The organism is Pseudoalteromonas sp. 0802, assembly GCF_013350085.1.
In the GTDB taxonomy this organism is placed as follows: domain Bacteria; phylum Pseudomonadota; class Gammaproteobacteria; order Enterobacterales; family Alteromonadaceae; genus Pseudoalteromonas.
This window is the reverse complement of sequence record NZ_JABVXE010000003.1, coordinates 14130-34252: the sequence shown is the minus strand read 5'-3', so window position 1 is coordinate 34252 and position 20123 is coordinate 14130. Positions and strand designations below refer to the sequence as shown.

Below are 20123 nucleotides of genomic sequence, written 5' to 3'. Positions count from 1 at the left end.
ATTCCAGCTGAATACGATTTGCTCCTTGTGTTTGCTTCTATTTTCACAGCCGTATTTGCTTCGTACATCTCTTTTTTATTATCAGCTCGTATCAAACACTCTTATCTAAAAAATGAAAGTCAGATATGGACCATCATGGCTTCGTGTTTTTTAGGTATAGGTATTTGGGGTATGCATTTTGTAGGTATGCTTGCCTATACCTTACCCATCCCTATTGAATACAACATTAGCATTACCTTGATATCAATTTTGCCAAGTGTGTTTGCCAGTTACATCGTACTCTCACCAGCACTGCAAACCGACAAAGGGCTACTATTTAGAAGTGTGTTAATGGGTGCTGGGATTGGCTCGATGCATTTTGTTGGCATGATGGCGATGGTGATGCCCGCAAAAATGGCTTATGAGCCTTGGTTGTTCTCTTTATCTATTATCGTCGCTATTGTGCTGTCTGGTATCGCATTAAAAATTAATGATTTTCGACTTGCCAAAGGGGTTCATCAAACACGGATGAACTTGGTGGTGGCCTTAATAATGGGCAGTGCAATTTCGGGAATGCATTACATTGGCATGATTTCGATGTCGGTTTTTGAAACTGAGTACACCACCTATGTTACAACCCACGACTACTCGACGTTAGCACAACTTATTATTTTTATTCTGGTGGCATTAAGTCTGATTGTTTTGGGTGCTGTTGAGCTCAGAGCAAGGAGCTTATTATCAGCGAAATTAAAAGCTGTACTTAATACCGTACAAGATGTGGTTATTAGCTTTAATAATGAAGGAAAAATTGAATTTGCAAACCCGGCTGTTATCCATGTTTTTGGCTATCAGCCGCATGATTTAATAGGCAAACATATTCGCACCCTGATCCCTGAAAGATCGTTAGAACTTGATGAAATCCTCCGGGATTCACAACTCAGCAAAAGAACGGCGGGTAAAAGTAGCAGTCGGCTCTTAAAAGGACAACGAGCCAATAAAAAACGATTTCCTATTACATTAACAATCAGCTCAATTGGTAAAAAAGAGTCAGGTCCTTATGTGGCGACAATAAAAGATCTCTCTGATATTCGAAACCAAGAAGCCTTTACACAAACTATTTTCGATAATTTACCCATCATGTTGTTTGTAAAAGAAGCTGAGCATCTAACATTTAGCCATGTAAATAAAGCGGGTGAGCAACTACTAGGTAAAAATAAAGACCAACTAATCGGTTTAAATGACTTTGATATTTTCAGTAATGAACAAGCAGTCAGTTTCGTGCAAACCGATCGCGATGTATTGAAAAGTGATGACACTCTCACTATAGAGGAAAAGCCGGTTACTATTGATGACAATACTCATTACTTAAGAACACGGAAACTCACAATTAAAGATAGTAATGGTAAAGCGCAATATTTATTGGACGTTTCTGAAGATGTTACTGAATTAAAACAAGCAAAAACCGAGCTTGAAAGCTTACACCAACGCATGTCTATGGCTGCAGATGCGGCTCATATTGGTATATGGGAGTGGAATTTTGACACTAATGAACTGATTTGGGATGACTGGATGCATACCTTATTTGAAATTCCAAAATCAGAATTTAAAGGGGACTATTCAGCATGGGCAAATAGCTTGCACCCAGATGAATATGAAGACGTAACTAACAAGCTAAAACTCGCAATTTTAAATGGCGAAGAGTTTCACGCAGAGTTTCAGATTGTTCTGCCCTCTGGCAAAACGCGCTATATCAATGCAGATGGAAGAATATACGGCAACCGCATGATTGGTGTTAATTTCGATATCACGAAACGCGTCATGGCAGAGAAGAAAATTAGGCAATTAGCACAAACAGACCACCTTACTGGTTTAGCAAATCGTAGCGCGCTTGAGCGATTCATCAAGCAAGAATTTGCCCGTGTTGAGCGCACAGGCTCTAAGGTAGGTTGCCTGTATTTTGATCTTGATAAGTTTAAGCCGATTAACGACACCTATGGCCATGCGATGGGTGATAAAGTACTGATAGAAGTTGCTAAACGCTTACAAGACACCGCTCAAAAAACCGATTGCGTTGCTCGCATTGGTGGTGATGAGTTTGTAGTTATTGTTACCGACATAGAAAATCAAGTACAAATAAACCGTGCACTATCACGATTGATCTGTGCGGTTAAAGCGCCGATAAAATCAGATTCCGGTGACTTGCACGTAGAAGCGAGTGTTGGCTTTGCCTTATATCCAGATGATGCGCAATCATTTGATGAATTACTTAGCATGGCCGATAAGCGTATGTATGACCAAAAACATCACTGCTTTAGTTGTAATATTATGAACTGCAAATAAGCAAATTAATAATGCTAAAAAGTCTAATTTAGACGTATACTTATTAAACAATTAATAATGATTCTTTTTCCATGCTCACTCGCTTTTATTATTTTATGGTTCTTGTTTTCAGCTCATTGGCAGCTGCTAATACTACGTACCAAGAAACATGGAAAATCACCTCTTTAGAAGCCCCGCCGTATGCAAGTAGTACAATGGCAAATGGCGGTGATGCTATTGCACTATTAAGAGACACGCTTGCCAAAAAATCGATAAACCTCGAAGTTGAGTATTTACCTTGGCAAGATGCAATAAAAAAAGCCCGGTTAAGCGGCTACCTGGGTTATTACCCTGCTTGGCCATCTGAAATGATGCCCGGCTTTGTTGCTTCACCCACTATTTTAAATTCTCAATTAGCTGTCATTACCACGCAATCTAATCCACAAGATTTTGAAAATCTTGAACAGCTTTTTAATGAGCACAAAGTCGGCGTTGTTGAGCCTTATATTTATCCGGGTGTGGTCGAACAAGTAATTCAATCCTATGCAGGCAACATAGTGCAAACAGCAAACGATGAAGAGCTATTCCACTTAATGCAATCTGGGCAGATTAATTTTGCGATTACTGCACCAAAGGTGCTTAACTATTTTGCTGAGCAGCAAAACTTTCCTGAGCCGAAAATAGTGACTCAGTTTACCGACTCCCCATTAGTGATTGGCATACGAAATGATGCTGAAAACCAGGCTAAAATAGCCTTACTCAATGATTTATTTGCCAGTACAAAGTCATCTGAGACAAATTACTCTCGGCCAAAAAAGGTGTTATTAACCTATATAGATATTCCCCGTATAGCGCCATTTAAAGCGTTTATGAGTGATGTCTATAATGATTTAAATATCAAGGCTCAAATGCAACCCACACCATCTCGAAGAGGTGTGTTATTACTTAATGCAGGCATTGTCGATGGCGATATCGTGCGTTCAAAAAGCAACCTAAAAAAATTCGAGAATATCATTGTCGAAGAACCAAACCTTGGCATTATTAACTTAGTGCTCCTATGTCGAAAATCGCTGCAATGTGATCGGGATAACTTATACGATCCAAACAACCGAATTATAAGTTCGATTGGTGATATCGAAATTCTTAATGAGTTTGATATTAAAGCCGAGATCATTCATAACGAAGACTTGAGCCATACGCTTACTATGCTAAAAAAAGGACGTGTCGATTACGCCATCTACCCTGCGCTCAATAATGATATTAATACCTTTAAAAAAGACTTTTCTGTGGTTGTTTTAAGACAGATGGCTATCAACACGGTTATTCATAAAAAACATGCCCCGTTGGTAGATGAAATATCAAAAGCCATTACAGCTCGCTTACCTGAATTAACGCAGCAAATTAATAATGCCAGCAAAGATTAGCTAGATTTACCCAAAATGCAGATAAAATTATAAAATCCCAACGACTTAGTTAATTTGATTTGCTAAACTGCGGCTCAAAAGTGCTGTGAGGAAATATGCATGTGGCTTGAGAGACTAAGACGTCGCCTAGCAAAGCCTAAAACATCTGTGCAATTGTGCTTACTTGGTGTAAGTGCAGGGTTAATTGCGGCAGTGTTGATCATACTTTTTCGCCTCACAATCATGTTTTTTCAAAGCTTATTTTTAGATAAGCCCGATGACTTCACCACTTTACCAACCTATGAGCGAATGATACTGCCAGTTGGTGCAGCCCTATTAATTGCCTTATTCGCCGCCCTAACAGGCTTTAAGCATTATCGTCTTGGCATTCCATTTGTAATTCACCGTATTAAAAAACACTATGGTCATATGCCGCTTTATAACACGGTGAACCAATTTGTTGGTGGCGCATTAGCTCTTATTAGTGGCTTTTCGGTCGGTCGAGAAGGCCCCTCAGTACATATGGGTGCAACGGGTGCCAGTTTACTGGCCGATAAACTACACCTTCCACACAATGCAATGCGTACCCTCACCGGTTGTGGTGTTGCAGCTGGTATTGCTGCTTCATTTAACACCCCACTTGCAGCCGTTATCTTTGTCATGGAGGTGGTACTGAGGGAGTATAAGGTGCATATTTTCGTGCCCATTATGCTCGCTGCAGTTACCGGTGCATTAGCCACTCAATTTGTCTTTGGTGACGCTTCAGAGCTAGCACTTATCACCATGAACCCATTAAGTGGTTGGCATTACCCATTTTTAATCATTTTTGGTATGGCACTTGGTGCTGTTGCCTATGCATTTAACCAAAACTTGATGCTTATAATCCGTACTTTTAAACCACTAAGTATGTTCCCTCGTCTATTACTCGCAGGATTAATAGCGGGCCTAATTGCTTATATGGTTCCTCATGCAATGGGCTCAGGTATGAGTGCTATCACTATTGCTATTGAATCACCAGATGATGTGCAGTTTTTAACAACCATCTTGATTGCCAAATTACTCGCCACTTTATTTGCCATTGGTTTAGGTATTCCTGGTGGGATCATCGGCCCTGTTATTGGTCTAGGTGTATTAATGGGCACCTTGATGGCCTTTTTCGCACAGTTTATTAGTCCGGGTGTTGATATCACAGGTACCTATAGCATGCTTGGCATGGCGGGGTTATTGGCTGCAACATTACACGCACCACTGGCAGCTCTCACTACGGTTATGGAGTTAACTTCAAGTCCTGAGATTATTGTGCCAGCTATGCTGGTGATCTCAACGGCTTATGTTACAGCACTGCAGTTTTTTGGTAACCGCTCTATTTTTATGCAACAACTTGATTTCCAAGGGCTTGAGTATCAAATATCGCCAGCTACCGAAGCATTACAAAAAGTGGGGGTGATGGATGAAATGGATGAGCAGTTCAAGCTGCTTTACAGTGACGACAAACAACAAATTAAAGAGTCGCTCGATGCCCTTGATAGCCAAACCCCGCTGATTGTTCATGATGAAGAGAATGGCTATCGTCTTGCTGAGTATGATTTAAGCCTGATGTCTGACCAAAACAGTAACATCAAATATGTCAGCCTTGCCGGCCTTAGTAGCCAAGCAACTTTAGCCGATGCTTTTGACTTATTAAAAGATAAACGCAGCGGTGCTGTGTATATTTACAACCTGCTTGATAACCAACAGATTATGGGCCTTTTGCGTTGGGACCAAATCAGACATATCCTTACCATACGCAACAGTTTGTTATAACAATTAAAATGGATGCTTAAATGACTGCGCTATTAGTTTATAAAACCTTCCACGTATTTTTTATGATTGCTTGGTTTGCCGGTATTTTTTACCTGCCACGTCTTTTTGTTTACCACGCAATGAGTGAAGAAAAAGCCTGTAACTCAATGCTGAAAGTAATGGAGCGCCGTTTATTGTTTTTTGTAACGCCGTTTGCCGTTTTAACATTGGTGTTTGGCGTACTGACCATTTTTGAATATGGTCGAGACTGGTTTAGATATAGCATGTGGCTGCACTACAAACTGGTGTTAGTGATTATTCTCTATATCTACCACGGCTATTGCTTTAAATTACTGGCTGACTTTAAGCATGATCGCAATACACGTAGCGATCGCTTTTACCGTATTTTTAATGAAGTTCCGGTACTCATCCTTTTAGCTATAGTGGCACTGGCAATTATTAAACCTAACTTATAATTTGCTGCTGTGAACGCTAAAAATTTGCTATAGTACTGCGCAAATTTATGCGGCCTCCCATACCGAGTGCCAGCGCCCTATAAATGTGATTAGGAACAAACCCCATGCTAAGTTTCCAAGGTGAAAATATCCTGTCGGTCAATCAGCTTGATCGAGATTGTATTGAACGTATTTTTGCAGTTGCTAAGAAAATGGAGCCTTATGCTAAAAAGCAAAAGCGCACCAATGTTTTAGAAGGTGCTATTTTAGCAAACTTGTTCTTTGAACCAAGCACGCGTACTCGCGTAAGTTTTGGTACAGCATTTAACTTACTAGGTGGCTTAGTTCGTGAAACAACGGGTATGCAAAGCTCGGCGCTTGCAAAAGGTGAATCTTTGTATGATACCGCACGCGTGATCTCAGCGTATGCAGATGCAGTCGCAATGCGCCACCCTGACGCAGGCTCTGTTGCTGAATTTGCCACCGGGTGTGACGTGCCAGTGATTAATGGCGGTGACGGCCCGAATGAGCACCCAACACAAGCCTTACTAGACTTACTAACGATTGAACGTGAGCTAGGTCGTTTCAACCAAAGCATCGACGGTATGCACATTGCCCTAGTAGGTGATTTAAAATACGGCCGTACCGTGCACTCTTTATCTAAATTACTTTGTCATTATAAAGACGTTAAATTCTCTATGGTGGCACCTGATGGCTTACAAATGCCAGACTACATTTTAGATGCTGTTGATAACGCGGGTCATAAAATTCAAGTAGTAGATAAAATGGAAGGCAACTTGGCCGCAGATATTGTTTATCAAACCCGTATCCAAGAAGAGCGCTTCCCTTCACAAGAAGAAGCTAACAAATACCGTGGTGGTTTCCGTATCAGTCAGGCAATTTACAACGCACACTGTAAGCCTAACTCAGTACTGATGCACCCTCTTCCTCGTGACAGCCGTTTGGAAGCAAACGAGCTAGATAACGATTTAAATAGCAACGACAACCTAGCAATTTTCCGTCAAGTACAAAATGGCGTGTTAATTCGCATGGCGTTGTTTGCTCTAACCTTAGATGTTGCCGACAAAGTTGAGCAATATGAAGTCGACGTGCCTTGGTTTAGCCGTAAACGTAATAGCTAAGCTACTTCGTTTGGGCTCTTTGAGCCCTTGCAAACCAACTCATTTAACGTGACAACCCAATAGGACTATTCATGACAATTAGCCAAGATCTTTTTAATCGCGCGCAAGAATCAATCCCAGGCGGTGTTAACTCACCAGTTCGTGCCTTCAATGGCGTTGGCGGTACTCCTTTATTCATCACTAAAGCTGAAGGCCCTTTTACCTTTGATGCTGATGGTAACCGTTATATCGATTACGTTGGTTCATGGGGACCAATGATCATGGGTCACAACCACCCAGCTATTAAGCAAGCGGTATTAGAAGCCGTAGAAAATGGCTTAAGTTATGGTGCACCAACCGAAACTGAAATCTTAATGGCCGAAAAAGTAAAAGAGCTAGTACCATCAATCGAAAAAGTACGTATGGTAAGCTCAGGTACTGAAGCAACAATGAGTGCAATTCGCTTAGCACGTGGTTTCACTGGCCGTGACAAAATCTTAAAGTTTGAAGGCTGTTACCACGGTCATGCTGACTCACTACTAGTAAAAGCAGGCTCAGGCGCACTGACTATGGGTGTACCAAACTCACCGGGTATTCCTGAAGACTTTGCTAAGCACACATTAACTGTGTCGTTTAACAACCTTGATGAAGTAAAAGCAATTTTCGCAAAATACGCTGACGAAATCGCTTGTATCATCGTTGAGCCAGTTGCTGGCAACATGAACTGTATTCCACCTGTACCAGGCTTCTTAGAAGGTTTACGTGAGGTGTGTGATGAATACAAATCTGTACTTATTTTTGATGAAGTAATGACAGGTTTCCGTGTTGCTTTAGGCGGCGCACAAGCTTACTACAACATCAAGCCAGACCTAACTTGTTTAGGTAAAGTGATCGGTGGCGGTATGCCAGTAGGTGCTTTTGGTGGTAAGAAAGAAATCATGGATTACATCGCACCTGTTGGCCCAGTTTATCAAGCAGGTACATTATCAGGTAACCCAATTGCCATGGCAGCCGGCTTAAAATCTTTAGAGCTATTAAGTGCTGAAGGCCTGCACGATGAGCTTGAAGCAAAGAGCAAAGCAATTTGTGAAGGCTTTGAAGCAGCAGCGAAAAAAGCAGGCATTGCACTTACAACAAACTACGCAGGTGGTATGTACGGTTTCTTCTTTACTGATAAAGAAAAAGTAACTAGCTACCAACAAGCGACTGAGTGTGATTTAGAGCGCTTCAAAAAGTTCTTCCACTTAATGCTAGAAGAAGGTGTTTACTTAGCTCCTTCGGCGTTTGAAGCAGGCTTTGTGTGCGCTGAACACTCTGAGAAAGAGATCAACGACACCATTGCCGCCGCAGAGCGCGCATTCGCGAAGCTTTAATAAGCGTAAAGCAAGTTAATAAAAAGCCCCAGCATTTTTCAATGCTGGGGCTTTTTTTATTCTTTGCCAATTCGTTTATTTAAGTATTAATGCGAGTTAGTGTTGTTAATCTCTAACGCAAGTTGGTCTGGGTTCAAACTCGCTGGCACGAATGGGTAGCTGCACTACTTTGCCGCAACCCGGAGGCGCTTGCAGACCGGTTTCTTCATTAATAAATGCCCAACGAATAGAAGCAGGACGAGTATCCGCTATGGCTTCAGGGTTGAGTGGTTTAAGGTAGCGAATGTAAGCTTCTAATGCGCCAACACTGCCCGTTAAACCTGTGCTCTTGTTATCGTCGCGACCTATCCATGCAACAGTTACGGTATTTTGGTCAAAACCTGCAAACCAGCTATCGCGTAAATCATTACTAGTGCCTGTTTTACCTGCTAGTTGGATTGATGGGAAATGAGCATTTAGGCGTTTAGCCGTGCCATCTTTAGTCACTCGCTTCATTGCGTATTTGGTCATGTAGATTGATGCATCATCAAAACGCTTTTGTGAGCTGACATCATGTTTATAAAGCACCTTACCTACTGAGTCAGTCAGTGCTGAAATAGACGTTAATTCTCGGTACTGACCATCAGCAGCAAGGGTTGTATAAAGCTGTGCTACCTCAAAGCTTGAAAGCTCAAGTGCACCTAAAAGCAACGACGGGTATTGATCAATACGCCCTTCTACACCTAAACGCTTTAAGGTATCAGCTACTTTATCTACACCGACATCAAGGCCCGTATTAACCGCAGGAATATTAATACTGTTACTGAATGCTTTGTATAGTGGCATAGGGCCGCGAAACTGCTTGTCGAAATTCTCTGGTTGCCAAACTTTCCCCTGCTCATTAGTCACTTGTAGCGGTGAGTCATCCACCAAGGTGGCAACATTAAACTGATCACTTTCAAATGCCGTTAAATAAACGGCAGGCTTAACGAGTGAACCAATATTACGTTTGGTATCAAGTACACGGTTAAAACCAAAATAACGTACGTCACGGCCTGCTACCAACGCCGACACCCCACCCTTTTCAACGTTGACAGAGATCATCGCCGCTTCAAGCTCTTCTGTTTTAGGGCGTCTTTCTAGATAAGGTAGGCTTGCCTCAACCGACTCTTCCATGGCCGTTTGCTTTTGTAAGTCAAAATAGGTGAATACACGCACCCCGGCATCTAACACTTGCTGATCAGGTAGTAGGCGCTTTAATTCTCGGTTAACTAATTCTAAGTAACCCGGATACGACTTTTGCAGACTGTCTTTCATTGGTGCAATATCAATTGGACGCTTTAATGCCGCACGGTATTCACGGGTATCAATCAATTTATTTTCAACCATTAAGCGCAGTACTAGATCACGACGCTCCATTGCCCGCTCACTATAACGACGTGGGTTGTAATATGAAGGACCTTTTACCATAGCCACTAATAGCGCAATTTGGTCGTATTCAAGCTCATCCACAGGCTTTGAAAAATAAAACTCAGCGGCAAGACCCATACCGTGAACGCCTTGATTGTACGACTGACCTAAATACACTTCATTGAGGTAAGCTTCTAAAATGTCATCTTTGCTGTAGCGGTAATCTAATATCAAGGCGATAAGCGCTTCATTAAACTTACGCACCAGAGAACGCTCACGGGTAAGGTATATATTCTTTGCTAATTGCTGAGTTAAGGTACTGCCCCCTTGCACTGTACGTCCGGCTTTAATATTGCTGTATAAAGCGCGCATAATTGACCACACAGATACGCCATGGTGTTGATAGAAATTACGATCTTCAACAACCAGTAAAGTGTCTTTTAGCATCGGCGGAAATTTATCTAGCGGCACAAACTCGCGGTCTTGTTTTGAATCATTACCAATGCGAGCTATTTGAACCGGCTCTAATCGAGCGCTGTTTAAACGACGACCAAATTTATCTTTGATGGTTGCTAATTTCTGCCCTGAAAAACGCAGCTCAATCACTTGTGAGTCTTCAAGGCCGTCATAAAATTCAAATTCACGGCGGTACACTTTAATACTGTTAGCTGATTTAACATACTGGCCTGTACGGCTTAGCTTATTTACAGATGAATAATTTAAACGGTTTAACTCCCAAATAACCTCTTGCTGAGACAAATACTGCCCAGGATAAAAGCTCATTGCACGAGCATACACTTGTGCAGGTAACTGCCATTTATTGCCTTCAAATTGGCGAGTAATTTTTGCATCTAAATAAATTAGATACAGCACCATGGCAACAATCACAGCAAGTGAAAGCTTCCAAAAAATTGACCAAAGTTTTCTTAATACACTAGCTTTAGCTGGCCCTTGAGGTGCGCGTGAGCGCTTAGCGGTAGTTTTTTTTGATGTCGCCTTCGGTTTACTAGACGATTTTTTTGCAGGAGTTTTTTTATCAGCCATTGAGTTCGCTATTGGTCAGTTAATTTTACAGGATTACGCCTTGAACAGCGCAATATTAACACCTGTAAAATTAACAGTCACTTAAACTCGTTTAGCGTGTACACAACCAGAGTGAGTGGATCACAGCAGGTATAAAGAAGATAAAGCATAGAATAATGTTAATCACTAAGTCTTTACCTGCGCCCGCTTTTAAAAATACCGCAACAGGCGGTAAAAACAGCGAAATAATTATAAGCAAGAGTTTGTTATCCATCGTTTTTCCTTGTTAGAAATGAGCATTAAGCATAGTCAAAAAATAGCGATTTCGCCTATCAGAAAAGACTTATTTAAACGCAAAAAAGCCCTACCTAAGTAGAGCTTTGATTTGAACACACAATGATATTGTTATGGGCGTGCTATTTGCACGCACCAAGATTAGTTACTGCGAACTGATACAAACTCAGGGTAAGCATCAATACCACAGTCATGTTGATCCATACCGTTTAGTTCTTCTTCTTCGGTAACACGGATACCCATGGTATTTTTCAGGATTGCCCATACGATTGATGACGCGATGAACACAAATCCTAAGATACATACTAAGCCAATTAATTGGTTAACAAAGGTTGCATCAGAGTTTGAAAGTGGTACTAACATGATACCTAATGCACCACATACACCGTGTACAGAGATAGCACCTACAGGGTCATCGATTTTCGCTTTATCAAGAGCAACGATGCTAAATACAACCAGTGAACCACCTAATAGACCAAGTAAACAAGCAAGTAATGGCGTTGGAGATGCAGGCTCTGCAGTAATCGTTACTAGACCTGCTAGTGCACCATTAAGAACCATAGTTAAATCAGCTTTACCCCATAACACTTTACATACAAATAGTGCTGCAATTGCGCCACACGCTGCTGCTGCGTTAGTGTTTAAGAAGATTTTACCAACCGCTGTTGCGTTTTCAGCGTCAGAAACAAGTAGCTGTGAACCACCGTTAAAGCCGAACCAACCCATCCAAAGGATTAATGTACCTAGCGTTGCTAACGGTAAGTTAGAACCAGGAATTGGGTAGATTTCACCGTTTTTACCGTATTTCCCCTTACGAGCACCTAGGAAAAGTACACCAGCTAGCGCTGCCGCAGCACCTGCACCGTGAACGATTGCAGAACCAGCGAAGTCAACAAAGCCCATTTCAGATAAGAAACCTGCGCCCCAAGTCCAGTAACCTTCGATTGGGTAGATGAAACCAGTTAAAACAACAGTGAAAATTAAGAATGCCCATAACTTCATACGCTCAGCAACCGCACCAGATACGATTGACATAGCTGTTGCTACGAACACAACTTGGAAGAAGAAATCAGACTCTAAAGAGTGATCCGCATCAGCAGCTTGAGTGCCGATTAATGCGCCAAATGAAGGGATGAAACCACCTTCTGCGTTATCAACATACATGATGTTGTAACCCACTAATAAGAACATAGTGCAGGCAATAGAAAATAGTGCAACGTTTTTAGTTAGGATTTCTGTTGTATTTTTTGCACGAACTAAACCTGCTTCAAGCATAGCGAAACCAGCCGCCATCCACATTACTAAAACACCCGACATTAAAAAGTAAAAAGTGTCGAGTGAGAACTTCAACTCTACGATAGTGTTTTCCATAATTCCCCCTTAAATTGCTTCTTCATCAAGTTCGCCCGTACGGATACGAACGATTTGGTCTAAGTCGTAAACAAAAATTTTGCCGTCACCAATTTTGCCTGTTGAAGCAATTTTTGTGATGGTTTCAACAACGCGTTGACAATTTTCGCTACGAGTTGCAATTTCAAGTTTGATTTTTGGAATAAAATCGACTTGGTATTCAGCTCCACGATATAACTCAGTATGACCACGTTGACGGCCAAAGCCTTTAACGTCGACAACTGTCATCCCCTCAATGCCTAAATCAGCCAATGCTTCACGTACATCATCAAGTTTGAATGGCTTTATTATTGCACTAATCATTTTCATAGTGGCCCCCTTCGGACGCTTATTGTTATCCTGTTGGCTTATACAATCCAACCTTTGTGCCACTATTTTTTGTTATTTAATTTCAATAACTTAAAAACAAAACTTGGTTTTTTCACAAAAAAAATGCACCCTATTGGTGCATTTTTTTAACAATTAATCAGCGCTGGTGCAATTAGCACAACTATAGTTGAACTAAGCAGTTCCGATCTTGCTGTTTAGCTTGATATAAGGCCTTGTCAGCAATGCGCATTGCAGCTGTAAGCGATACTTTTTGGAATTGGGTCATACCAATACTCATGGTTAATGAGTAAGGCTCACCGTTAATAGAAAAGGCATGGCTTGCTAACTGCTCTCTAAAGGTATTGAGCCTTGATTCGGCCTTAGCTAAGTCCATATTATGCAGTACCACGGCAAATTCTTCGCCGCCGATTCTCGCGATAGTGAAGTCATCAAACTTAGTCTTTAAAAATGAAGACACTTGTTTTAGCGCCTGATCACCCGCTTCGTGACCAAACTGGTCATTCACATTTTTAAAGAAGTCGATATCAAGCAAGGCCAATACGTTTTCTTGCTCAACATTTTTAAGCAGTTTTTCTGCGTATTGATAAAAATAACGACGGTTATGTAAACCTGTTAAGTGGTCGCGGTATGCACTTTCTTTTATATCGGCTATTAAAGCAAGCTGCTCCATGGTTTGCATAACACGGCAATGAAACTCTTCATTCATAAACGGCTTAGTTAAAAAGTCGTTAGCGCCGTATTTAATAAAACGCGCCGATAAACCATGCTTACCGGCACCTGATAAACCGATAATTGCTAAATCATCACGGCCGCGGAAATTACGTACCGCTTTAACGAGCTCAAAACCATCCATTGTTGGCATTGCATAGTCAGTAAGTAGTAGCTTGATTTCAGGATCGTCTTTAAGCATTTGTAATGCTTGTTCACCATCTTGAGCATCGCGTACATCAAACAACTGCTTTTCGAGCATTTGCTTCATTAAAGTGCGACTTAGTACTGAGTCATCAGCCACCAGCGCTTTACTACCATCGTTTCTAAGTAATTGTGCAACAAGTTTGATCGCATAATGGTATGAGTCACGGTTATCTTTAACCACGTAATCAACCACACCAAGCTCTAACATTTGCTGGCGAATGTATTCATCAATTTTTGATGTTAGAACAACGGTCGGGATGTTTTTTGATAAGGTGTATTTAGCTACTTCGCCATTCATCGCATCAGGTAGCGTTAAATCGACTAAAGCTAAAGTGTAATCGTGCTCAGAAATTAAAGAGACGCCCTCTTTTAAAGACCACGCAAAGTCGACAGCCACATCTAAATAGTGAGCAGCGAGGTGACGTAACACTTGCTGTACTACTTTACTGTCTTCAACTACTAATACTCTTTGCATTGCAACTTCTCTTTCTTAAGCACGTGTACACAGATTATAAACACGCTAAATATACGCCATTTTTTAATCTAGCTAAATAATTAAGCAAAATATCTTTGCTAAAAAAATGCACTTTTTTGTAACCAGCTCAGCATTTTCGGTTATTTTTCTGTTTAACAGCTAATATTGGTCACTAGTCTCATTAGTTTGTCATCGAGTTTGCTTTACTTTTTAATAGCTGCAATTCGAATAATAAGGAATCAACATGAAACTAGTTAGTTTTATTGGCTTGTCAGTGACAGCACTAACACTGACCTTCAGTACTCCAAGCTTTGCTGATAACGGACGTCGCATCGACGTTGACAGCAAAGTGGTAACAGAGCACAAAGCCCGCATTAATGGTGAGCGCTTTTCATATACCGCAACCACAGGCACGCAACCAGTTTGGAATGAACAAGGCGATGCCGTTGCAACGCTGCAATATACTTATTATACCCGCGATAAAGTAGACGATAGAACAAAACGCCCTTTAGTCTTTTCGTTTAATGGTGGCCCAGGTTCTGCGTCAGTATGGATGCACCTTGCCTATACTGGACCACGTGTATTAAAAATTGATGACGAAGGTTACCCTGTTCAACCTTATGGCGTAAAAGATAACCCTTACTCAATTTTAGACGTGGCTGATATTGTTTATATCAACCCAGTTAACACCGGTTACTCGCGCGTTCTTGAAAACGAAAAAGGTGAGTTGCCAAGTAAGTCAGACCAACAAAAAATGTTCTTTGGTGTTAACGCTGACATAAAATACTTAGCTGAATGGTTAAATACCTTTGTTTCTCGCAACGAGCGCTGGCGTTCACCTAAGTTCTTAATTGGTGAGAGCTATGGTACGACTCGTGTTTCTGGTCTTGCTCACGAATTACAAAATCGCCAATGGATGTATATCAACGGCGTTATTTTAGTATCACCAACTGAAATTGGTATTAAACGTGAAGGCCCGGTAGAAGCTGCTAATCGCCTACCTTACTTTGCAGCAACCGCTTGGTACCACAAAGCCCTTAGCGCAGACTTACAAGCAAAAGACTTAGACGAGTTATTACCTGAAGTTGAACAGTTCACCGTTAATAAGTTCTTACCTGCAATTGCTAAAGGTGGTTTTTTACCTGCTGATGAAAAACGTGCCATCATCAAGCAAGCAGCAAAATACGCAGGATTATCTGAAAAGTTTGTTGAGCAAAATAACCTTGATATTCCAAATAACTTCTTCTGGAAAGAGCTATTACGCGAGCGCGGCCAAACTGTGGGCCGTTTAGATTCTCGTTATCTAGGTATCGACAAACGTGATGCAGGTGAGTCACCTGATTACTGGGCTGAGCTTACTTCATGGTTACACTCATTCACGCCAGCGATTAACTATTACCTACGTGAAGAGCTTAACTACAAAACCGATATCAAATATAACCTATTTGGTAATGTTCACCCTTGGGATCGCTCAGGCAACAACACAGGTGAAAACTTACGTTTAGCAATGGCACAAAACCCATACTTAAACGTGATGATTCAATCTGGCTACTACGATGGTGCAACAAACTACTTTGATGCTAAATACACAATGTGGCAGTTAGATCCAAGTGGCAAAATGAAAGATCGCTTAAGCTTTAAAGGCTATCGCAGTGGTCACATGATGTATTTACGTCATGCTGATCTTGAGTCATCAAATAATGACTTACGTGATTTTATCCTTAAATCACTACCAGCCGAAGGTAAAGCTGCAAAATACTAAACAGCGTATTTGCAAAACCATAACAGAAAAAGCCCGTTTTATACGGGCTTTTGTTTTTCCACTAATCTTTTTGGGTATATACTCAAGTCATTGATTTAAGGATTTGGATAATCAGCAAATGGCAGAAAAATTTCGCGTTATGTTTGCAGGGCTTGAAGCCGGTGTCGACCAAGCACAAGCAACAGAGCAACTCGCTGCAAAACTAAAAACAACAACCGATAAAGTTGCGACCCTGTTTGAGCATAAGCCATTATTTGCACCAAGCGAGCAAGATAAAGCACTAAAACAAGCAAAGTTACTCGCCAGTGTTGGCATTAAAGCCAAGCTCCAACCGATTAACCAAGCAGCCACCAGCAGCAGCCAATCAAGCAATACAGCCGCACAGACTAAAGAGCGTGAAGAACGTATTTTTGATGCCCTCGATTACATCACTAGTAGTCTTATTCGCCTAGAAGAAAAACTGGATGACTTAGAGCAGCGTTTACCTGAGCTTGAAAATAACAGCGTTGCTGATAGCGACGATAGCTGGCAAGAAGATGACTTGCTACTTGAAGACGAATTAACAGAGCCTGTTAAAAAACGCTCAAACACCCTACTCTATTCGCTTATTGCAATGGTCATTGTGTTATTGATCATTTTGGGTGTAGTGGAGCTTTTTCCTGAACTTTTCTCCTTTTTAGAAAGTTAACACTAATATTGACATGAGCAACACACGAGCAGAAATCAGACAATCTATTCGAAAAAAACGCAATTCACTGACTGTTGAACAACAAAAAAATGCAGCAATTGCGCTAAAAGTGAATTTTACTCAACACTTAAAATCGCTAAAAACACCTAAAAACGCCCATATTGGCATTTATTTCAGCAATGATGGCGAATTAGACACTTCGTTGTTAATTAAAGAATTATGGATGAAAGAGCAGCATTTATATCTGCCTATCATCCACCCCTTCAATGGCACAACTTTATACTTTCAGAGGTATGAAGAAAATTCACCCATGACTGCAAACCGCTATGGTATCTTGGAGCCCAAGTTAAATTGCAGTCAAATATGTCCTTTAGATAAGCTTGATATTTTACTTATGCCATTAGTGGCATTTGATGATCAAGGTAACCGTTTAGGAATGGGCGGTGGGTTTTATGACAAAACATTGGCTCGGTATTACCAAGAAAACTGGCAAAAACCGATTTTGATAGGCCTTGCCCATCAATGTCAGCATGTTTCAGCATTGCCAATTGAATCGTGGGATGTACCGTTAAAACACATTATAACCCCAGAGAAAATCTACCAATGGTAAGCAAACTGTTTGTATACTATAGGCCCTCTCTGACAGCTAACTGAGCACATAATTATGACGCAAGATGAATTAAAAAAAGCCGCTGCCTGGGCAGCCCTAGAGTTTGTAAATGAAAATACCATCGTTGGTGTAGGTACAGGCTCTACAGTGAATCACTTTATTGATGCACTTGATACAGTAAAAGACACCATTACTGGTGCGGTTTCAAGCTCTGAGGCTTCAACTGAAAAGTTAAAAGCACTGGGTATTGAAGTATTCGAACTAAACGATGTATCAAGCCTTGATGTGTATGTTGATGGCGCAGACGAAATCAACCCACACAATGAGATGATCAAAGGCGGTGGTGCAGCGCTGACACGCGAGAAAATCGTTTCAGCGGTAGCAAAACAATTTGTTTGTATTGTTGATGAATCTAAAGAAGTTACAACATTAGGCGCATTTCCACTGCCGGTTGAAGTGATCCCAATGGCACGCAGCTATGTAGCGCGTGAACTAGTAAAACTAGGCGGTGACCCTGTTTACCGTGAGGGTGTTGTAACAGATAACGGTAACGTCATTTTAGACGTGCACAATTTAGATATCAGCAACGCCAAAGAATTAGAACTAACAATCAACCAGATTGTTGGTGTAGTAACAAACGGCTTATTTGCCCATCGCGGCGCAGATAAAGTCATTATCGGCACCAAAAACGGGCCGCAAATAAAGTAAATAGGAATGAGGATATGAGTAAGGTATCGTTAGCAAAAGACAAAATTAAAATTCTCTTGCTGGAAGGCGTGCACCAAAGTGCTGTAGAAACGCTTAAGCGTAATGGCTACAGTAATATTGATTACGTAAAAACATCCTTACCTGAAGACGAGCTCATTGAGCGCATTAAAGATGTGCACTTTGTAGGCCTTCGTTCTCGCACTCATATTAATGAAGCGGTATTAGAAGCAGCTGAAAAGCTAGTCGCAATCGGCTGCTTCTGTATCGGTACTAACCAAGTCGACCTGCAAGGTGCTCGCGAACGTGGTATTGCAGTATTTAACGCACCATTCTCAAATACCCGCTCTGTAGCAGAATTAGTACTTGGTGAAATCTTATTATTACTTCGTGGTATTCCGGAGCGTAATGCCCTAGCACATCGTGGTGGTTGGTTAAAATCAGCCAACGGTTCATTTGAAGCACGTGGTAAAACGTTAGGTATTATTGGTTACGGCCACATTGGTACACAGCTAGGTATCATGGCTGAAAATATCGGTATGAACGTTGAGTTTTACGATATCGAAGACAAGCTAACGCTGGGTAATGCAACACAAGTTCATAACCTAACTCAGTTACTACAACGTGCTGACGTTATTAGCTTACACGTACCAGAAACACCGCAAACGAAAAACCTAATAGGTATGGCTGAGCTTGAAGTAATGAAGCAAGGCGCGATCTTGATCAATGCTTCTCGCGGCACTGTTGTTGATATCGATGCATTAGCAGAATCACTGCGTGATAAAAAGCTGAGCGGCGCTGCAATCGACGTGTTCCCTGTAGAACCAAAATCAAATGATGAAGAGTTCGTATCACCGCTTCGCGAGTTCGATAACGTGATTCTGACTCCGCATATTGGTGGTTCAACTCAAGAAGCACAAGAAAATATCGGTATTGAAGTAGCAGGCAAACTTGCTAAGTACTCAGATAATGGCTCAACCATTACGGCGGTTAACTTCCCTGAAGTATCACTGCCTGAGCTTGCAAACCGCAGCCGTTTATTACACGTACACCACAACCGCCCAGGTGTTCTAACGCAAATTAACCAAGCGTTTGCACAGCACGGCATTAATATCGCAGCCCAGTACTTACAAACTGACGAAGCGATTGGTTACGTAGTAATTGATGTAGATACAGACCAATCAGAAGTCGCTCTTAAAGAGCTAAGTGCTGTTGAAGGGACGATCAGAGCACGTATCCTTCACTAATCGTTGGCATATCGAATAGATAAAAAGCGCAACCAGTTAAACTGCTTGCGCTTTTTTTGTAGGACAAAAACTTTAAGGTAGGTTGGTTTGAGTATAAGCCGGAAATTTTAAACTCTAAGTCAAAATAACTCACCGTAGTCGTGAAATTTATTTCGCGCGATGGCTTATTTCTTATAAATAACACACAAGAAATTTCAGGTGAACAGCCAAAGTAGCAGCAAGCTTGTGATTATTCTCATTACGCTACTGCAAAACTAATAGGGTGTACCTTGGTTAGGTTAACATTTTGTTTAGCTTGCCAAAGATTGTAATTATCTTGCATCGATAGCCAACTTTCAGGGCTTCTACCCAAAGCCTTAGATAATCTTAATGCCATTTCAGGAGTAATAGAGCTCTGCCCCTTAAGGACTCTGTTAAGAGTTGAAGGTGAGACATCCAATTGTTTCGCGACAAATCTACAGCTGTAACCGAACGGCTCCATATATACATCGGAAATAAATTCACCCGGATGCGGTGGATTATGCATAGTCATTAGTGATAATCCTCGTAGTTTAATATGTAGGCGTTACCATCTTTGAATTCAAATGTTACTCGCCAATTACCATTTACAGTTATTGACCAAACACCATCACGATTGCCTTTTAATGGATGCAACTTAAATCCAGGTAAGTCGATATCTTCAATAATCGAAGCGGTATCTATAGCGGCTAGTTGCATTCTCAAACGGCGCTCGTGTTTAGCTTGAATCCCTGCTTTGTTTCCAGTCTCGAAGAATTTTTTCAAGCCTTTATGTTTGAATGTCTTGATCATTGCCAAAGTGTAGCGTGCTGCGCAACAGGTGTC

At 41.3% G+C, this 20123-nt stretch carries 18 protein-coding genes; 11 read left to right on the top strand and 7 right to left on the bottom strand.

The window, feature by feature from the left end:
• Positions 1 to 135 precede the first annotated feature (135 nt).
• The 6 genes from HUS61_RS07800 (at position 136) to hemL (ending at position 8432) form a co-directional block, all read left to right on the top strand.
• On the top strand, positions 136 to 2319 hold the full coding sequence (locus HUS61_RS07800; protein WP_258535983.1) for a diguanylate cyclase domain-containing protein: 2184 nt from the start codon (positions 136 to 138) through the stop codon (positions 2317 to 2319).
• Between the two features lie 71 nt (positions 2320 to 2390).
• On the top strand, positions 2391 to 3722 hold the full coding sequence (locus HUS61_RS07795) for a transporter substrate-binding domain-containing protein (RefSeq protein WP_175082291.1): 1332 nt from the start codon (positions 2391 to 2393) through the stop codon (positions 3720 to 3722).
• Positions 3723 to 3821: 99 nt separating this feature from the next.
• Complete coding sequence (locus tag HUS61_RS07790) at positions 3822 to 5504, top strand: chloride channel protein (protein ID WP_175082290.1); 1683 nt, start codon at positions 3822 to 3824, stop codon at positions 5502 to 5504.
• A gap of 20 nt (positions 5505 to 5524) precedes the next feature.
• Complete coding sequence (locus HUS61_RS07785) at positions 5525 to 5959, top strand: CopD family protein (RefSeq protein ID WP_054562318.1); 435 nt, start codon at positions 5525 to 5527, stop codon at positions 5957 to 5959.
• Positions 5960 to 6063: 104 nt separating this feature from the next.
• Positions 6064 to 7080 carry an aspartate carbamoyltransferase gene (locus tag HUS61_RS07780; RefSeq protein WP_054554265.1) on the top strand — a complete coding sequence of 339 codons (1017 nt, stop codon included), beginning with the start codon at positions 6064 to 6066 and terminating at the stop codon, positions 7078 to 7080.
• Between the two features lie 71 nt (positions 7081 to 7151).
• Positions 7152 to 8432: a glutamate-1-semialdehyde 2,1-aminomutase gene (hemL, locus tag HUS61_RS07775; protein WP_054562319.1), complete on the top strand. Its 1281-nt coding sequence runs from the start codon at positions 7152 to 7154 to the stop codon at positions 8430 to 8432.
• A gap of 105 nt (positions 8433 to 8537) precedes the next feature.
• On the opposite strand, the gene mrcB is transcribed toward hemL, so the two are convergent.
• The 5 genes from mrcB to HUS61_RS07750 all read right to left on the bottom strand — a co-directional run bounded on the left by mrcB (position 8538) and on the right by HUS61_RS07750 (position 14268).
• Positions 8538 to 10865 (bottom strand): penicillin-binding protein 1B, encoded by a 2328-nt coding sequence (gene mrcB / locus HUS61_RS07770; protein WP_175082289.1) that lies wholly within the window; start codon positions 10863 to 10865, stop codon positions 8538 to 8540.
• Between the two features lie 91 nt (positions 10866 to 10956).
• On the bottom strand, positions 10957 to 11118 hold the full coding sequence (locus HUS61_RS07765) for a YqaE/Pmp3 family membrane protein (protein ID WP_082401591.1): 162 nt from the start codon (positions 11116 to 11118) through the stop codon (positions 10957 to 10959).
• Positions 11119 to 11279: 161 nt separating this feature from the next.
• Entirely contained in the window at positions 11280 to 12509 is a 1230-nt protein-coding gene (locus HUS61_RS07760) for an ammonium transporter (protein WP_054562321.1), read from the bottom strand.
• 9 nt (positions 12510 to 12518) lie between these two features.
• On the bottom strand, positions 12519 to 12857 hold the full coding sequence (locus HUS61_RS07755) for a P-II family nitrogen regulator (protein WP_054554260.1): 339 nt from the start codon (positions 12855 to 12857) through the stop codon (positions 12519 to 12521).
• A 181-nt stretch (positions 12858 to 13038) separates the two neighbouring features.
• Positions 13039 to 14268, bottom strand: a complete 1230-nt coding sequence (locus HUS61_RS07750) for a diguanylate cyclase (RefSeq protein ID WP_175082288.1) — start codon at positions 14266 to 14268, stop codon at positions 13039 to 13041.
• A gap of 244 nt (positions 14269 to 14512) precedes the next feature.
• Between HUS61_RS07750 and HUS61_RS07745 the strand changes: the two genes are divergently transcribed.
• The 5 genes from HUS61_RS07745 to serA all read left to right on the top strand — a co-directional run bounded on the left by HUS61_RS07745 (position 14513) and on the right by serA (position 19280).
• Positions 14513 to 16030, top strand: coding sequence for a S10 family peptidase (locus HUS61_RS07745; RefSeq protein WP_054562323.1), 1518 nt, complete (start codon positions 14513 to 14515; stop codon positions 16028 to 16030).
• 118 nt (positions 16031 to 16148) lie between these two features.
• On the top strand, positions 16149 to 16718 hold the full coding sequence (locus tag HUS61_RS07740) for a hypothetical protein (protein WP_175082287.1): 570 nt from the start codon (positions 16149 to 16151) through the stop codon (positions 16716 to 16718).
• A gap of 13 nt (positions 16719 to 16731) precedes the next feature.
• The gene (locus HUS61_RS07735) at positions 16732 to 17328 is read left to right on the top strand and encodes a 5-formyltetrahydrofolate cyclo-ligase (RefSeq protein WP_175082286.1); all 597 of its coding nucleotides are present in this window, start codon (positions 16732 to 16734) and stop codon (positions 17326 to 17328) included.
• Between the two features lie 54 nt (positions 17329 to 17382).
• The gene (rpiA, locus tag HUS61_RS07730; protein ID WP_054554255.1) at positions 17383 to 18036 is read left to right on the top strand and encodes a ribose-5-phosphate isomerase RpiA; all 654 of its coding nucleotides are present in this window, start codon (positions 17383 to 17385) and stop codon (positions 18034 to 18036) included.
• 14 nt (positions 18037 to 18050) lie between these two features.
• Positions 18051 to 19280, top strand: coding sequence for a phosphoglycerate dehydrogenase (serA, locus tag HUS61_RS07725; protein ID WP_167659130.1), 1230 nt, complete (start codon positions 18051 to 18053; stop codon positions 19278 to 19280).
• A 238-nt stretch (positions 19281 to 19518) separates the two neighbouring features.
• On the opposite strand, the gene HUS61_RS07720 is transcribed toward serA, so the two are convergent.
• Entirely contained in the window at positions 19519 to 19812 is a 294-nt protein-coding gene (locus tag HUS61_RS07720) for a HigA family addiction module antitoxin (RefSeq protein ID WP_054554253.1), read from the bottom strand.
• Positions 19812 to 20090, bottom strand: coding sequence for a type II toxin-antitoxin system RelE/ParE family toxin (locus tag HUS61_RS07715; protein WP_175082285.1), 279 nt, complete (start codon positions 20088 to 20090; stop codon positions 19812 to 19814). Before HUS61_RS07715 ends, HUS61_RS07720 begins: the two co-directional genes overlap by 1 nt.
• Between the last annotated feature and the right edge of the window lie 33 nt (positions 20091 to 20123).

What these genes read in the sequence shown, in the direction of transcription:
- HUS61_RS07790 (WP_175082290.1), top strand. Translation starts at nt 3,822, where the DNA reads ATGTGGCTTGAGAGACTAAGACGTCGCCTAGCAAAGCCTAAAACATCT.
- mrcB (WP_175082289.1), bottom strand. Translation starts at nt 10,865, where the DNA reads ATGGCTGATAAAAAAACTCCTGCAAAAAAATCGTCTAGTAAACCGAAG.
- serA (WP_167659130.1), top strand. Translation starts at nt 18,051, where the DNA reads ATGAGTAAGGTATCGTTAGCAAAAGACAAAATTAAAATTCTCTTGCTG.
- HUS61_RS07795 (WP_175082291.1), top strand. Translation starts at nt 2,391, where the DNA reads ATGCTCACTCGCTTTTATTATTTTATGGTTCTTGTTTTCAGCTCATTG.
- hemL (WP_054562319.1), top strand. Translation starts at nt 7,152, where the DNA reads ATGACAATTAGCCAAGATCTTTTTAATCGCGCGCAAGAATCAATCCCA.
- HUS61_RS07780 (WP_054554265.1), top strand. Translation starts at nt 6,064, where the DNA reads ATGCTAAGTTTCCAAGGTGAAAATATCCTGTCGGTCAATCAGCTTGAT.
- HUS61_RS07800 (WP_258535983.1), top strand. Translation starts at nt 136, where the DNA reads ATGGCTTCGTGTTTTTTAGGTATAGGTATTTGGGGTATGCATTTTGTA.
- HUS61_RS07740 (WP_175082287.1), top strand. Translation starts at nt 16,149, where the DNA reads ATGGCAGAAAAATTTCGCGTTATGTTTGCAGGGCTTGAAGCCGGTGTC.
- rpiA (WP_054554255.1), top strand. Translation starts at nt 17,383, where the DNA reads ATGACGCAAGATGAATTAAAAAAAGCCGCTGCCTGGGCAGCCCTAGAG.
- HUS61_RS07715 (WP_175082285.1), bottom strand. Translation starts at nt 20,090, where the DNA reads ATGATCAAGACATTCAAACATAAAGGCTTGAAAAAATTCTTCGAGACT.
- HUS61_RS07760 (WP_054562321.1), bottom strand. Translation starts at nt 12,509, where the DNA reads ATGGAAAACACTATCGTAGAGTTGAAGTTCTCACTCGACACTTTTTAC.
- HUS61_RS07720 (WP_054554253.1), bottom strand. Translation starts at nt 19,812, where the DNA reads ATGACTATGCATAATCCACCGCATCCGGGTGAATTTATTTCCGATGTA.
- HUS61_RS07745 (WP_054562323.1), top strand. Translation starts at nt 14,513, where the DNA reads ATGAAACTAGTTAGTTTTATTGGCTTGTCAGTGACAGCACTAACACTG.
- HUS61_RS07735 (WP_175082286.1), top strand. Translation starts at nt 16,732, where the DNA reads ATGAGCAACACACGAGCAGAAATCAGACAATCTATTCGAAAAAAACGC.
- HUS61_RS07785 (WP_054562318.1), top strand. Translation starts at nt 5,525, where the DNA reads ATGACTGCGCTATTAGTTTATAAAACCTTCCACGTATTTTTTATGATT.
- HUS61_RS07755 (WP_054554260.1), bottom strand. Translation starts at nt 12,857, where the DNA reads ATGAAAATGATTAGTGCAATAATAAAGCCATTCAAACTTGATGATGTA.
- HUS61_RS07765 (WP_082401591.1), bottom strand. Translation starts at nt 11,118, where the DNA reads ATGGATAACAAACTCTTGCTTATAATTATTTCGCTGTTTTTACCGCCT.
- HUS61_RS07750 (WP_175082288.1), bottom strand. Translation starts at nt 14,268, where the DNA reads ATGCAAAGAGTATTAGTAGTTGAAGACAGTAAAGTAGTACAGCAAGTG.